At 73.9% G+C, this 14,297-nt stretch carries 12 protein-coding genes and 1 pseudogene; 7 read left to right on the top strand and 6 right to left on the bottom strand.

The window, feature by feature from the left end:
• The first annotated feature begins 123 nt into the window (after positions 1-123).
• Entirely contained in the window at positions 124-1,056 is a 933-nt protein-coding gene (locus ABZU69_RS28305) for an alpha/beta hydrolase (RefSeq protein ID WP_354967346.1), read from the top strand.
• Between the two features lie 4 nt (positions 1,057-1,060).
• Here the strand turns inward: ABZU69_RS28305 and ABZU69_RS28300 are convergent, their stop codons facing one another.
• Together ABZU69_RS28300 and ABZU69_RS28295 are read right to left on the bottom strand one after the other, a co-directional pair.
• Positions 1,061-1,426, bottom strand: a complete 366-nt coding sequence (locus tag ABZU69_RS28300) for a hypothetical protein (RefSeq protein WP_354967345.1) — start codon at positions 1,424-1,426, stop codon at positions 1,061-1,063.
• Positions 1,423-4,368 carry an SseB family protein gene (locus ABZU69_RS28295; RefSeq protein WP_354967344.1) on the bottom strand — a complete coding sequence of 982 codons (2,946 nt, stop codon included), beginning with the start codon at positions 4,366-4,368 and terminating at the stop codon, positions 1,423-1,425. Before ABZU69_RS28295 ends, ABZU69_RS28300 begins: the two co-directional genes overlap by 4 nt.
• A gap of 152 nt (positions 4,369-4,520) precedes the next feature.
• On the opposite strand from ABZU69_RS28295, the pseudogene mycP reads away from it, so the two are divergent.
• Positions 4,521-5,740, top strand: a pseudogene (gene mycP / locus ABZU69_RS28290) (type VII secretion-associated serine protease mycosin).
• 112 nt (positions 5,741-5,852) lie between these two features.
• Here mycP and ABZU69_RS28285 read toward each other — a convergent pair.
• Positions 5,853-6,146: a WXG100 family type VII secretion target gene (locus ABZU69_RS28285; protein ID WP_354967343.1), complete on the bottom strand. Its 294-nt coding sequence runs from the start codon at positions 6,144-6,146 to the stop codon at positions 5,853-5,855.
• Between the two features lie 23 nt (positions 6,147-6,169).
• A complete protein-coding gene (locus tag ABZU69_RS28280; RefSeq protein ID WP_354967342.1) occupies positions 6,170-6,490 on the bottom strand; it encodes a WXG100 family type VII secretion target in 321 nt (106 codons plus the stop codon).
• A gap of 480 nt (positions 6,491-6,970) precedes the next feature.
• Here ABZU69_RS28280 and eccE point away from each other — a divergent pair, with 480 nt between their 5' ends.
• The 4 genes from eccE (at position 6,971) to rarD (ending at position 10,705) form a co-directional block, all read left to right on the top strand.
• Positions 6,971-8,719 (top strand): type VII secretion protein EccE, encoded by a 1,749-nt coding sequence (gene eccE, locus ABZU69_RS28275; RefSeq protein ID WP_354967341.1) that lies wholly within the window; start codon positions 6,971-6,973, stop codon positions 8,717-8,719.
• A 61-nt stretch (positions 8,720-8,780) separates the two neighbouring features.
• Entirely contained in the window at positions 8,781-9,167 is a 387-nt protein-coding gene (locus ABZU69_RS28270; protein ID WP_354967340.1) for a phage holin family protein, read from the top strand.
• A 117-nt stretch (positions 9,168-9,284) separates the two neighbouring features.
• A complete protein-coding gene (locus ABZU69_RS28265; protein ID WP_354967339.1) occupies positions 9,285-9,761 on the top strand; it encodes a GNAT family N-acetyltransferase in 477 nt (158 codons plus the stop codon).
• 17 nt (positions 9,762-9,778) lie between these two features.
• A complete protein-coding gene (gene rarD, locus ABZU69_RS28260; RefSeq protein ID WP_354967338.1) occupies positions 9,779-10,705 on the top strand; it encodes an EamA family transporter RarD in 927 nt (308 codons plus the stop codon).
• A gap of 7 nt (positions 10,706-10,712) precedes the next feature.
• Here the strand turns inward: rarD and ABZU69_RS28255 are convergent, their stop codons facing one another.
• Positions 10,713-11,411, bottom strand: coding sequence for a zf-HC2 domain-containing protein (locus tag ABZU69_RS28255; RefSeq protein WP_354967337.1), 699 nt, complete (start codon positions 11,409-11,411; stop codon positions 10,713-10,715).
• Positions 11,408-11,923 carry a sigma-70 family RNA polymerase sigma factor gene (locus tag ABZU69_RS28250; protein ID WP_354967368.1) on the bottom strand — a complete coding sequence of 172 codons (516 nt, stop codon included), beginning with the start codon at positions 11,921-11,923 and terminating at the stop codon, positions 11,408-11,410. The genes ABZU69_RS28255 and ABZU69_RS28250 overlap by 4 nt, the downstream gene beginning before the upstream one ends.
• Positions 11,924-12,163: 240 nt before the next feature.
• Here ABZU69_RS28250 and ABZU69_RS28245 point away from each other — a divergent pair, with 240 nt between their 5' ends.
• Entirely contained in the window at positions 12,164-14,278 is a 2,115-nt protein-coding gene (locus ABZU69_RS28245; protein WP_354967336.1) for a PhoX family phosphatase, read from the top strand.
• The last annotated feature ends 19 nt before the right edge of the window (positions 14,279-14,297 follow it).

The following is a 14,297-nucleotide window of genomic DNA, read 5'->3' as shown; positions in this document are numbered from 1 at the left end:
CCAGCATCATCACTCGTTGACCCGCCCCCGGCCACTCGTGTCGGTAGGGGACAACCCGGGCTTCCCCCTGTTCAAGGCGACCACCAGGGCCGTCGAAGGCGACCGAGTCCTAGGCTGTCTGCCATGACCGACCAGCGCGGCGGAGCCGTCGACGAGTCCTGTGTCCTCACCGAGGGGCCGTGGACGCACCGCTTCGTCGGCGCCAACGGCACCCGTTTCCACGTGGTCGAGGCCGGGACCGGGCCAATGGTGCTGTTCCTGCACGGCTTTCCGGAGCACTGGTGGGCGTGGCACCAGATGCTGCCGGCGGTCGCCGACGCCGGCTTCCGCGCGGTCGCGGTGGACCTGCGCGGCTACGGCGCCAGCGACAAGCCACCCCGGGGGTACGACGGCTACACCCTCGCCGCCGACATGGCCGGGCTGATCCGCGCGCTCGGCGAGCGGTCGGCGACCCTGGTCGGCAGCGGCGTCGGCGGCATGGTCGCCTGGACGGTGGCCTCATTCCACCCGTCGTTGGTTCGCCGGCTGGTGGTACTCGGCGCACCACACCCGCTGCGGCTGCGCGCCGCCATCTTCGCCGACCCGCGCGGCCAGTTCGCCGCCTCCACCCCGGCGCTGAAGTTCCAACTCCCCCGCTACGAGCACGTGCTGACCCGGGACGGCGCGGCCGCCGTGGAGGAGATCCTGCACCGGTGGGGCGGACCACGTTGGGTGGCCGGGCCGGACTTCGAGGCGTACGCCGAGCGTTGCCGGGAGGCGATGCGCATCCCGCAGGCCGCGTTCTGCGCACTGGAGGGATACCGCTGGGCGTTCCGCTCGCTGCTGCGCCTGCACGGCTACCGGTTCGTCCGCCTCATGCAGAAGCCGCTGGTCACTCCGACGCTCCAGCTGCACGGCGCGTTGGATGTCGCCGCCCTGCCACGTACCGCCCTGGGCTCCGGTCGGTACGTCGTGGCGCCGTACGAGTGGCGACTGCTCGACGGGGTCGGGCACTTCCCGCACCTGGAGGCACCGGAGCTGGTGCTCGGCGAGATCCTGCGTTGGGCCAAGTCCTGACCGGTCAGACCCTCTGCTCCCGCAGGTCGGTGACCTCGGCGGCCGGCGCCCAGCCCTGGTAGACGCCGAAGTCGAACACCTCCAGCCGCATCGCCTCGGCCACCGGCCAGCGGCCACCGGTGTATTCCACACGCAGCCAGGCGTCGTGTTCGCCGAGCACGATGAACGGCTGCCCCTGCCAGGTGCAGGTGGTCCGCACGTACGCCAGGTCGTCGATCTCGCTCGCCGGCAGCACCCGCACGTACCGGCCGGCGCGGACCTCCTCGAAGCCCTCACCCGGCTCCGGCTGGTAGAGCCGGATGTCATCGCCGTCCGGGCTGGCCTGGTATTCCCGGCCCTGCCAACGGGCCACGTAGCCGTCCCGCATCATGCCTCACCGACCCGTCGCCACAGCACCGCGTCCGTGTCGAGCACCGCGACCACCCGTTCGGTGCCGTCCGCGCCGACCCGCCAGAGTTGCGCGCCGTACGGCAGCCGAGCGCTGTCCACCTTGAACTCGGCCACCACGTCGCTGCTCTCGCCCGGCGCGAAGCCGTTGCCTCGGAACGGCGAACGCTCAATGACCCAGCCCTCCATCGCCCGCATCGCCGGCTCGTTCTGACCCCCGTACGGAATCCGGTAGAGGCTCGGCCGGTGCGCCGGCCAGCGCAGCACGTAGATCTCCTCGGCGTCCCGCGCGAACGGCGAGCCCGGGTAGCTGAGGCCCAGCGCGTCGTACAACTGGGCCGGCGTGGTCAGGTGCGCCAGCTCCCCGGCCCGGTGCACGAAGCCGGAGACCCGGTCGTACCCCCGATCCAGGTAGTACGCGAGCTGGCTCGGTGCGATCGCCTTCTGCATCACGGTCGGCCGGGCGGGGTCGACCGCCGCCGGGGCGTACCGGGGGCGGGCTGCGGGCTCCGCCTCGACCGGCTGCTCCTCCGGGTCCACCTCCAGGTCGTCGCCGAGCCCCACCTCCGCGGCCCAGTTCGCCAGCGCGACGATCTGCTCGCCGGGCAGCTTCGCACCGACCGGGGTGCCGGGGTTGACGGCGAACGACCAGTCCTCGTCCGGCCAGCGCCGGATCAGCTGGGCGAACTTCACCCGGACGATGTCGACATCACCGTCAACGTGGTCGGCGAGACGCTCCGGGGACGTGTAGACCACGACGTACGTCTCGCCGTCCAACTGCCCGGTACGCCATACGAAACCCGGGTCGCCCGGACGGCTGCCGCGCACCGAGTCCGGTGCCGCCGGCAGGAGCACGCGGGCCAGCAGCAGGGTGGACAGGAAGGTATCCGTGCTGCCGGCGCCGGCAGCGCCGAGCAGGTCCTCCTCCACCGTGTTGGCGGGCAGGAACTCGACCGGGGCCGAGGCCTCCGCCGGCGCGGGCTGCCCGTCGCCGACCGGGACCGGGCGGTGCCCGATGTCGTCGGCGTCGGGCCGCGCCGACTCCGGACCGCTCTCCACGTGAGGTCGCGGCGGTTGGCTGCCGAGGTCCGGGCCGACCTGCTCGCCGCCGACGTCGCGGCCGGCCCGATCCGTGCCGTTCACGCCGACGGGTGTTCCGCCGAGGTCGGCGGGATCCACCCCGCCCGGACGGACACCGACCGGGTCGTCGACGCGCACACCACCCAGCGCCGCGTCCGCCGGACCACCCTCACCCGGACCACCCACGCCCGAACCGGCCTCCGCCGGGTCGAACGGACGCGGACCGGAGGGCACCGGGCCGTACGGACGCGGGCCGAACGGGGGCGGGCTGGAAGGCGGTGGGCCGAACGACGGCGACGCCGCGGAGTCCGGGCCGGAAGGGGACGAGCCGAACGACGACGGGGCGGCGGACTTCGGGCTTGGCCGCGCGGTCGCGTCGGCCACGCTGCTCGCCTCGACCGGTTCGGTGAGGTCGCGGGACTCGATGATGGTGCCCTCGATGACGATGGGCGTGAAGCCGCGGCGCGGCGCGGGCGGGCCGGAGACCGGTTCCGCGATGGACGGAGGCAGCTCCTCCACCGGCTCGAACCGGCCCGGGTCGCCGGGCCGGCCGCGCGGGATCGCCTGCGTCTCGTCGGCCGAGGGAGCGGGCCGGGTCAGCGGCGGCTCGCCGGTGGCCCGACCGGGCGACCGGAAGGCGCGGGTCGGCTCCTCGGCGAGCGGGGCCGGCCGGTGGGGCGGCAGGGGCTGGGTGGGCTCGTCGTCCGGCGCCGGTGCGCGTACTCCTCTGGAGACGCCCGGGTCACCGGCTGGCGGCCGCAGCGGCCGGGTGGCGTCCGGATCCGGCATCGGAAAGGCCACGGTCGCGCCATCGCCGGCCGGTGCGTCGGCGGGACGGCGACGCGGAAAGGGCTGGCTGCCCCGCCCGAACCGGGACGGCGGCACCGCGCGGTCGCCGGGTCGGCCCCCACCCGAGGTCGGACCGGCCGCCCGATCCCGGCCGGACGCAGGTTCGAAGAAGGAACGCCCGCCGCTCTGGGCGCTGCCGTTGCCGACGGCCGGGCCGTCGACGTCGGCGCCCGGCCGACTCGGAGGCGGCCAGGCCGGGCCGGGAGCCGGCTGGTCAGCCGGGACGACACCGGGGTGGTCGGCGGGCTTCAACGGCGCGAACCGGGACGCGGCGGGCCGGCTCGTGGGTATGGATTCGGCGCCCGGACCGCCGGGTCGGGGCGGGCCGGTCGGGTACCGCTGACCGGCGGCGGGCATGTCCTCTCCGCGCCGCGACAGCTCACCCGGGCCCGGCGTTCGGGACGACGTGCCGGGGGCCGCCGGAGCGCCCATTCGGGGCACCGCGCCACGCGTCGGCGCGGGCCGCCCGGGCGGGGTCGCCACCGGGTCGGGCCCGGGCGACGTGGATCCCGGGGCGGTCGGAACGTCGCGACCGGTCACACCCGTCCTGGACCGGGCCAGGGTCTCCGCGCGCTCCAGCCGGGCGCGGGCACCCATGGCGCGGCCGGGCAGCCGGACGTCACCCCGGGAGAGCTGGGCGACGAACCAGGCCGGCAGGTATCCCTCGACGGGCAGCCCTGGGTTGACCGCGAGCCACCACTCGTGGTTGGGCCAGCCGACCGCGAGTTCCGTGAAGGGGATGCGCCGGTTGCTGCCGGGGTGCTCGCCGAGGCAGGTCCGCAGCGCGGCGGCGGAGGTGAACGCCAGCACGTGGGTCCGGCCACCGGTGGTCCAGGTGCCCCAGCCGGGGGGTGCCTGACCGGGCGGTGCTGGCGCGGAGACCGGCAACAGCAGATCGGTGCGGGACAGGAGCCGGAAGTACAGCTCCTGGTCGTTGGCGCGCAGCGCGTCCCGCATCGCCACCTCGGCCTCCGTGGCCGGCTCCCATTCGGTCACGGCCACCTCTCCTTCCGAGAACAGGCCACAGGTATCGCGTACAACCTACAAGGTGGTATCAAGATCACAATGGCTGGCCGTCGGCGGTCTGCCGGGACGCCCGTGAGGCGATAACATCCCGTCCCGGAGCCGACACCATACGGAGGCCGTCGATGTCCCGGTCGATTGCGCGCCCGGTCCTGGCAGGGTTGGCGGCCACCCTGCTGACCGGCGCGGCCGCTCCGGCCGTCGCCGCCGGTGCCGCACTTCGAGCGGCTCCGGCCTGCGCCACCCCACTCGCCCCCGTACGGCCGGTCACGGCCCTGCCCTGGCCGCAGCAGCGGTACGACCCCGCACGGCTCGCGCCGCTGGCCACCGGCGCCGGGGTGACGGTGGCGGTGGTCGACTCCGGGGTCGACCGGGCGCACCCCCACCTGGTCGGGCGGGTGCTGGCCGGCACCGACCTCCTCGATTCCGGCGGAGACGGCCGCAGGGACTGCGCCGGTCACGGCACCGGCGTGGCGAGCATCATCGCCGCGGCACCACACGACCCGGCGTCGCCTTCCACGGCCTGGCGCCGGGCGCCCGGATTCTGCCGGTGCGGGTGAGTGAGCAGCAGGTGGTGCAGGGGCGCGAGTCGGGGCGTACGGTCAGCGCCCGCGAGTTCGCCCGGGCCATCCGCTGGGCCGTGGACCATGACGCCGACGTGGTGAACCTCTCCGTGGTGCTGTACGTCGACGACCCGGAGGTCCGCTCCGCCGTGCGGTACGCGGTCGACCGGGACGTGGTGCTGGTGGCCGCCGCCGGCAACCTGCACGACAGCGGGAACCCGCGTCCGTTCCCCGCCGCGTACGACGGGGTGCTCGGTGTGGGTGCGATCGGGGCGGACGGCGGGCGGGCAGGCTTCTCGCAGACCGGCCCCTATGTCGATTTGGTGGCACCGGGCAGCGAGGTGCTGACCGCCGCGCCCGGCCAGGGCCACCACCGGGTCGAGGGCACCAGCTACGCGACGCCGTTCGTGGCCGCCACCGCGGCGCTGCTGCGCCAGTACCGACCCGAACTGACCGCCGCCCAGGTGGCGGAGCGGATCGTCGCCACCACCGATCCGGCACCCGGGGCGGGCGGCGGGTACGGCGCCGGTGTGCTGAACCCGTACCGGGCGGTCACCGAGACCGGTGGCGGGCGACCGGCCGGCCCTCGGACGGTCGCCGCGCTCGCCGACGACCGGGCCGATCCGGCGCTGGTCGCGCGCCAGGCTCGTCGGGCGACGGCCCGGGACCGGGCCCTGCTGGTCGGCGCGGTGATCGGCACGACGGCGGTCACGGTGGTGCTGCTCGCCCTGACGCTGCCCCGGGGTGCCCGCCGACGCTGGCGGCCCGCCGACCCGGCCTGACCCTCGCACCCGACCGCCCCGCTCCCCGATCAGGCGCGGCCGGAGCGCCGACCCACACACGGTCAGCGCTCGCGGCCCGCCTCGACCAACCTCCCTGGACAGCACATCTAGGTCACTGGAACAGCCCGGTGTTCGTCTTCTCGGTGTCCAGATAGTCGGCGGCCGAGTCGTTCACCGCCAGCCTGATGTCGCGCAGCATCGCCTGAAGGTCGTGCGAGGCGGACCGCCACCGCGCCTGGCGCTGCTCATACGCCTGCCGGGCCTCGCCGGCCCAGCTCGCCACCAGCGGCGCGGCGTCCCGTTCGAGCTGGCCGAGCTGCGAGTCGCGCGTGTTCAGCGCCTTCTGGATGTCCACGCCTGCCTGCTGAAGCGCGGCGAAGTTGACGACCAGCACACCGTGGTCCATCGGATCTCCCTCCCGAGCGGGGGTCAGAGCGGCAGCTGGATGCCGCCGCGGTTGGTGCCGGCCACCCGGCTGGCCGCCTCGTCGTCCGAGACGTCGTACTTCCGGCCGGCGGTGCGGATCGCTCCGGCGGTTTCGCGCAGCGCCCGGTGCAGCGCGGCCTGGTCCTGTGACCACTGCTGCTTGACCTGCTCGAACGACCGCCCGCCGGCGCCGCGCCAAGCCTGCTGCAACACCTCCAGCTCGGCCAGCAGGCCGGTCAGCATGGACTGCAACGACTGATCCACCTGCTCGAACTTCGCGGCGGTCTGCTGCATCACCGCGGATTCTGCCTGAGTCTGGGACACCCGGACGTCACCTCGTTTCCTCGGTCGTGACTGGCCGTCGACGCGCCCACCCTGGGGGTGCGCCGCTCGCGTGGCCCGGTCGTTGAGCACGGTGGACGCGGGTCAGCGACGAACTTCGTGGCTGACGGTAGCGGCCCGGTTGCGGTTCTGCTACCCCTCGCCTCTCCCCTGTGGACAACCACGACGGACATCGGTCGCTTACGATGTGCCGCAGCCACGTAGCGGCGTGTGACGAGCCGCGGGAGCGGCCGACCGGCCGGCGCGGTCCACACTCCCTGAGGAGGCGCGGTGCCGGCGACAACCACCGGAGGGTCGCAATCGGCGACTGCGGTCGGGCCCGGGCCGGGTGTTGTCGCGCCAGCGATCGGGCAGGGAATTGGCCCGCCGGGGGCCGGGGCGGGCGGGTCCAGCGGCACCGATGCCGGAGTCGCCGAGCGGGGCAGCCCCCACCGCCGGCCGCCGATCGCCCGCTGGGCCTCCGTGGGTCGGCGCGGGGGCACCGGGGTACGCGCCGGTCAGCTGGTCACCGGGCAGGTCGCGGTGGCGCTCGTCCTCGCCGCCCTGGGCCGGGGCGTGCCGGTCACGGTCGCGGCCCTGCTGGCGGCGGTGCTGCTGGTGGCGACCGCCTGGGTCCGGGTCCGCGGTCGGTGGCTCTTCGAATGGCTGGCCATCGCCGCCGGGCACCTGACCCGCCGGCGCGCGCTGGCCGGGCCGGCGGGCCCGGCGGAGCTGCTCGGCCTGATCGCCCCCGGCACCGTGGTCCGCTCGACGGAGTTCTCCGGCGGGCCGGCCGCGGTGCTGGAGGACACCGGCGGCATGGTGGCGCTGCTGGAGCTCGGCGATTCCGGCGACCTGCTCGGCGACGCGTCCCGGGCCGTCCCCACACCGTCCGCGCTGCTTCCGCCCGTTGGGCCGGACGTGCCGCCGCTGCGGATTCAACTGCTGCTCGCCGGGACGCCGGCCCCGGTGCCGGCGGCGGGCGGCACGGTCGGCACGTCGTACCGGCAGCTCACCGACGGGCGGCTCGCCGGGCGGGAGAGGGCGGTGCTCGCGGTCCGGGTGCTGCGGGTGGACGGCTGGTCCGAGGAGGACCTGCGCCGGGTGCTCGCCGGCACGGTACGCCGGATCGTCCGCCGGCTCCGGCCGTTGACCGCCCGGCCGCTCGGTGTGCCGGCGGCGCTGCGCGTCCTGGTCGAGCTGGCCCACCACGACGGCCATCCGGTGCGGGAGTCCTGGCCGGCGCTCCGGTCCGGCGCTCTCCTCCAGGCCACCTTCCGCCTGAGCCGCTGGCCGCGCGCCGACGGTGCGGGCGCGACCCGGCTGGTGCCACGGCTGCTGGCGCTGCCGGCGACCGCGACGACGGTCTCGCTCTGCGCGGGCCCGCCGCCGGTCAGCGGCACGACGGGGGTGCCGACCGAGCTGACCGTACGCCTGGCCGCCGGAACGGCGACGGAGCTGACCGCCGCCGCGGAGGCGCTGGACCGGCTGGTGACCGGCCTTGGTGGGGAGCTGAGTCGGCTGGACGGCGCGCACCTGGCCGGGCTGGCCCGCACGCTGCCGCTGGCTCTCGCGACGCCCGGTGCGCAGTCGCGGCCCGCGCTGGACGACTGGGAGCTGACCCTCGGCGGGGCGGGAATGATGGTCGGCACGAACCGGCACGGTGGGGCGGTCACCGTTCGGCTGTTCCGGCCGGAGAGCACCCGGGTGCTGCTGGTCGGCGGGGTGCGTGCCGCCCAGTTGGTGGCACTGCGCGCGATGGCGCTGGGCGCCCTGGTGGTTGTCCAGACCGGACGCCCCCGCGCCTGGGAGCCGTTCGTCCGGGGCGTGGGCGCGCCGGGCGGGACGATCCCGCTGATTCCGCCGGGTCCGCCGGTCGCCGACGGGGTGGGCACGGCGCTGCGGCCGTTGCTGCTGGTGGTCGACGCCGGGCCGGTGCCGGCCGACGCCGAGCCGGGTCCGCCCTGGCGGGCGACCCTGGTGGTCCGGGACGAGCTGACCCCGGCGGACGTGGACGCGCTGACCCGGGCCGACCTGGCGGTGCTGCAACCGCTGGACGCCACCGAGGCCGCGCTGGCCGGCACCGCGCTGGGGCTGGGCGGCTCGGCCGAGTGGTTGACACGGATCCGGGACGACATGGTGGCCGTGGTGAACCGGCGTGCGCTGCGCTGGGCGCTGCTCTCCCCCACCCCGATCGAGGCGCAGCTCATCGGACGGCCCGCGCGACGCTGAACCGATCCGATCGTCGATCGGCGGGTTACGCCGCTGCCCGGTCCGTGGCACGATCCCCGCCATGGGTTTTCTGAAAGGGCTGCTGATTCGGCTGGCCACCACGGCGCTGGCCTTCTGGCTGGCCACACTCCTCATTCCGGGCATCACTCTGGAGTCGAACTCCACCGTCGAGACGGTCACCACGCTGCTCCTGGTGGCGGCGATCTTCGGCGTGGTCAACGCGGTGCTCCAACCGATCATCAAGACCGTCGGTTGTGGCTTCTACCTCCTGACCCTGGGTCTCATCGCGCTGGTGGTGAACGGGCTGCTGTTCCTGCTCACCAGCTGGATCGCCGACCAGGCCGGGCTGCCGTTCTCGGTGGACGGCTTCTGGCCTGCCGCCGTGCTGGGCGCGCTCTTCGTGAGCATCGTGACCTGGATCCTCGGCGCCATCCTCGACCGGGACTGACCAGGATCGACCCGGACCGCCCGGGGCCCCGGCCGTGGCCGGAGCCCGGGCGGTCCGGTGACCAGAGTCCGGGAATTGGCCGGCGCGGGGGCCGGCCCTGGCGGCTAGCGTCATGCGGTGTTCTCGCTGACCCGCTCCGACGGCCACCTGCTCAGCACCGATCCCGCCCGGCTCGATCTGGATCGGTTGCACCGGTGGCTGTCCACCGACGCGTACTGGGCACTGGGCCGGGACCGGGAGACGGTCGTCCGGGCGTTCGCCGGCTCGCTGCCGTTCGGCGTCTACCGGCCCGGGGACGGCCGCCAGGTGGCGGTGGCCCGGGTGGTCACCGACGGCGCCACGTTCGCCTGGCTCTGCGACGTGTACGTGGACCGCCCCGCCCGGGGTCACGGGTTGGGCGGCTGGCTGGCCGCCGGCGTCCGCGACCACCTGGCCGAGCTGGGCGTACGCCGGATCCTGCTCTGCACCAACGACGCGCACGAGGTGTACGCACGGGTCGGTTTCGCTCCCCTGGACGAGCCCACGCGATGGATGCAGCTCGACCGGCGTCCACCGGTGACCCCGGTCACCGGAAAGGAACAAAGCGCGGTTTGACCCCTTACGGTGAAGGCGTGACGTCACTCCGCCTGGGATACCTCTACGGCCTCGGCGCGTACCTGCTCTGGGGCTTCTTCCCGCTCTACCTCAAGCTGCTGCGACCGGCCGGTCCGCTGGAGATTCTCGCCCACCGGATCGTCTGGTCGGTGGTCTTCGTGGCCCTGCTGCTGGCCGCGCTGCGCAACGTCGGCTTCCTGCGGGCGTTGCTGCGCCGGCCCTGGGCACTGGCCGGAATCGTCGTCGCCGCAGCCCTGATCGCGATCAACTGGGGCACCTACATCTACGGGGTCAACTCGGACCGGGTGGTGGAGACCGCGCTCGGCTACTTCATCAACCCGCTGGTGGTGGTGCTGCTCGGGGTGACGGTGCTGCGGGAGCGGCTGCGCCTGGCGCAGTGGGTGGCGCTGGGCATCGGCGCGTCGGCGGTCGCGGTGCTCGCCGTGGACTACGGCCGGCTGCCCTGGCTGGCCCTGACCCTGGCGTTCAGCTTCGGCGGCTACGGCCTGATCAAGAAGCGGCTCGGGCTGCCCGCCGCGGAGGGGCTCTTCGTCGAGTCGGCGGTGCTGGCGCTGCCCGCGCTGGGCTACCTGGCCTGGCTGACCCGGCGTGCCGAGTCGACCTTCGGGCAGGTCTCGGCCGGGCACACCGCGCTGCTGGTGCTGGCCGGCGCGGCCACCGCAATCCCACTGCTGCTCTTCGCCGGGGCCGCCAACCGGCTGCCGCTGACCAGCCTCGGCATGATCCAATACCTGGCGCCTATCCTCCAGCTCGGCTGCGGTGTGCTGATCTTCCACGAGCCGATGCCACCGGCCCGCCTCGCCGGCTTCGCGCTCGTCTGGCTCGCCCTCGTCGTCTTCACCGCCGACGCCGTCCGCCAGTCCCACCGCACCCGCGCCCACGCCCGCGCCGCCACCCCTCGCACCCCCGTTCCCGCACCCTGATCCGGGGTCAGGGGACGGCGTAGGACAGGACCGGGGTGCCGTCGGCACGTTGAAGTTCGACGCTGACCAGCTCGGCGTCTGTGAACCGGGTGGCGCCGGTGAACTGCAGGGCGTCGCCCGGCGCGGCCAGCCAGGAGCCGATCTGCTCGGTGGCACCGTCGGGCCCACGCGCCACCAACCGGAAGGTGTACGCCTTGCCGTAGCCGGTCCGCGGGTCGTACCCGCAGCGCATGGTCACCTCGGTGCCCCAGTCGGTGCCGGTCAGCCCGATCTCGGCGTGCACCGGCCCGGCGGCGGCCACCGGCCGCATGGCGACCATCGACACCTGCGGCCCGGGATTCCCCGGAGAACCCGGGGTGCCACGCAGCACCGTCGCGGCGCCCACGCCGACCACCAGCGCGAACGCGGCGGCGACCAGCCCGGTCAGCGCGTACCGCCGGCGGGTTGCCCACCGCTCACGCCGCCGACGGGCCCTGGCCTCCTCGATCAGCGCGGGCACCCGGGGCGGGGCGGGTGGCGGCAGGAACTGCTCCAGACCCGCCGGGTCGAGACGACCGAGCAGCCCGGGCAGGACGGCGATCTCGGCGACCGCGTCCCGGCAGGAGGCACAGCCGGCAAGGTGCCGCTCGTACGCCGCCCGCTCGGCGGGGGCCAGGGCGCCCAGCACGTACGCGCCGTCGTCGTGCGCGAACTCGCACCGGGTCATCCCGTCACTCCCATCTCAGCCAGGACCAACCGTAATGACCGCAGCGCGTAGTGGGTGCGGGACTTCACGGTGCCCGGCGGCACACCGAGCCGGGACGCCGCCTCGGCCACCGACCGCCCCTGGTAGAAGCACTCGACCAGGACCTCACGGTGGGTCGGGCTGAGCCGGTTCAGCGCCTCGGCGACGGTCCACGCCTCCACGGCGCGCTCAGCCTCGTCGATCACCTCCGGCGGTTCCGGTATCTCGTCGGTGTACACCTCACCGACCCGGGTGGACCGCCGACGCCAGGCGTCGATGGCGAGGTTGCGGGCGGTGGTGAAGAGCCAGGCCCGCACCGAGCCGCGTCGCGGATCGAGCGACTCCGGGTGCCGCCAGGCCCGCAGCAGCGTCTCCTGCACCAGGTCCTCAGCCCGCTGCCGATCCCCGTTGACCAGCCGGAGGGCGTGGGCGTACAGCGCCTCCGCGTGCTCGTCGTGCAGCGCGCGCAGCAGTTGGGCGTCGTGGTCGCTGATGGCGGTCTCCTCACTCCCGGCGCGCGTCGGGCGGTGCGTCCGCTCGTGAATACGTGCGGTCACGCCGATCGGTTCAGCCCGAGGTCAGACCGGTTACGTGCGGTTGGCGCCCGCGGAGGTGTTCACGCCTGGTTCACATCGCGGCCGACGACCGCTCACCGCGTCCTCCTAGCGTCCGGCTGGTACGCCCGGCCATCGACTGATCCCGCGTGCCACCGACCTTCCCAGGAGGCTCCTTCCATGAGCGACCGTCCCCGGCTGCTCCCGCTGTTGGGTGCCACTCGCCACGGCAGCCGTGACGCCATGACCTGTCTCTACCGCTGCGGAAACGCCTGTGACCACCCGGTCCCGAACACCTCCGACAACGCGTACTTCGGTGATGTGGTGAACGCCGAGGTCTCACGGCGCGGCGTGGTCCGGGCCGGCGCGGTCGGCGCGCTGGTCCTCGGCTTCGGTGGTGCGGCGGCCGGCGCGGCGCCCGCCATGGCCGCCCCCGCGATCCCGGACGTCCCGGAGGCGTTCGGTTTCGGACGCCCCAGCACCGGTGTCGGCAGCGGCGCGCTGACGTTCAAGCCGATCCCGCCGAACAAGTTGGACACGCTGGTCGTGCCGAACGGGTACGACCACGCCGTGGTCATCAAGTGGGGTGACCCGGTGGTGCCGGGCGCGCCCGAGTTCGACGTGCACCGGCAGACCGCCGCGGCGCAGTCCCGGCAGTTCGGCTACAACAACGACTTCGTGGGCGTGTTGCCGCTGGACAAGCGCGGCAACCGGGCGCTGCTCGTGGTCAACCACGAGTACACCAACGAGGACCTCATGTTCCCGGGCTTCCCGGGTTTGGACGGGCTCTCGGTGGAGCAGCTGCGCACCGCGATGGCCGCACACGGCATGTCCGTGCTGGAGATCGAGCGGGTCGCCGGCACCGGGCAGTGGAAGCCGGTCGACAACGGCCGTCGGCCGTACAACCGCCGGATCACCGCGCTCGGCACCAGGTTCGACCTGACCGGCCCGGCGGCCGGCTCGGCCTGGCTGAAGACCGCCGCCGACCCGAAGGGCCGTACGGTTGTCGGCACGCTGAACAACTGCGCCGGCGGCGTGACCCCGTGGGGCACCGTGCTCTCCGGTGAGGAGAACTTCAACCAGTACTTCGTCGGCGCCGACGGGGCGCCGGCGGAGCTGAAGCCGAAGCTGGACCGCTACGGCATCAGCACGGCGTCCCGCTACCCCAGCGGCAGCCGCAAATGGGAGCGCGCCGACGAGCGCTTCGACCTGGCCAAGCACCCCAACGAGGCGCACCGGTTCGGCTGGATCGTCGAGATCGACCCGTTCGACCCGGAGAGCCGCCCGCGCAAGCACACCGCGATGGGCCGGTTCAAGCACGAGGGCGCGAACGTGATCGTGGCCGGGGACGGCCACGTGGTCGCGTACATGGGCGACGACGAGCGGTTCGACTACCTGTACAAGTTCGTCTCGGACAACAGGTTCATGAAGGGCAACTCCTGGGCTGCCCGCAAGCACAACCTGACGCTGCTGGAGTCCGGAACCCTGTACGTGGCGCAGCTGGACCAGACCAGCGCGGCCGAGATCGACGGCTCCGGCAAGCTCCCCGCCGACGGCGCGTTCAACGGCCGGGGCCGCTGGATCAAGCTGGTCAGCGGCAACCGTTCGTTCGTCGACGGGATGACCGCCGCGGACGTTCTCACCTTCACCCGGCTCGCCGGCGACAGGGTCGGCGCGACCAAGATGGACCGCCCCGAGGACGTCGAGCCGAGCCTGCTCACCGGCAAGGTGTACGTGGCGTTGACGAACAACACCAACCGGGGCGTCGGCAGCAGCCCGAAGGCCGACGAGGCCAACCCGCGGAACGCCAACAAGCACGGGCAGATCCTGGAGCTGGTGGAGGACCGCGGCGACAACACCGCCGAGACGTTCGCCTGGTCGCTGCCGATCGTCTGCGGCGACCCCACCGACCCGTCGACGTTCTTCGCCGGGTACGACAAGACCAGGGTCTCCCCGATCTCCTGCCCGGACAACATCGCCTTCGACGCCACCGGAAACCTGTGGGTCTCCACGGACGGCAACGCGCTGGGCAGCAACGACGGTCTCTTCGCCACCGCGGTGGAGGGCCCGGAGCGTGGGCACCTCAAGCAGTTCCTGACCGTGCCGCTCGGCGCGGAGACCTGCGGCCCGTTCATCACCGGCGACAACCGCTCGGTCTTCGTCGCCGTGCAGCACCCGGGTGAGATCACCGGGGCCTCGGTGGAGAACCCGGCCTCCAACTGGCCGGACGGCGACTACGCCAAGCCCGGCGTGGTGGTCACCTGGCGCCTGGACGGCGGCCCGGTGGGCAGCTGACGTTGCTCCGGCGGTCCGG

Origin of the sequence: Micromonospora sp. NPDC005206 (genome assembly GCF_040608175.1) — a bacterium.
Lineage (GTDB): Bacteria > Actinomycetota > Actinomycetes > Mycobacteriales > Micromonosporaceae > Micromonospora.
This window is presented reverse-complemented; position numbering and strand designations above follow the sequence as displayed.

Excerpts from the sequence above, each read along its gene's own strand:
- ABZU69_RS28255 (WP_354967337.1), bottom strand. The coding sequence starts at position 11,411 with ATGACCCGGTGCGAGTTCGCGCACGACGACGGCGCGTACGTGCTGGGC.
- ABZU69_RS28285 (WP_354967343.1), bottom strand. The coding sequence starts at position 6,146 with ATGGACCACGGTGTGCTGGTCGTCAACTTCGCCGCGCTTCAGCAGGCA.
- ABZU69_RS28300 (WP_354967345.1), bottom strand. The coding sequence starts at position 1,426 with ATGATGCGGGACGGCTACGTGGCCCGTTGGCAGGGCCGGGAATACCAG.
- ABZU69_RS28245 (WP_354967336.1), top strand. The coding sequence starts at position 12,164 with ATGAGCGACCGTCCCCGGCTGCTCCCGCTGTTGGGTGCCACTCGCCAC.
- ABZU69_RS28270 (WP_354967340.1), top strand. The coding sequence starts at position 8,781 with ATGGGTTTTCTGAAAGGGCTGCTGATTCGGCTGGCCACCACGGCGCTG.
- ABZU69_RS28305 (WP_354967346.1), top strand. The coding sequence starts at position 124 with ATGACCGACCAGCGCGGCGGAGCCGTCGACGAGTCCTGTGTCCTCACC.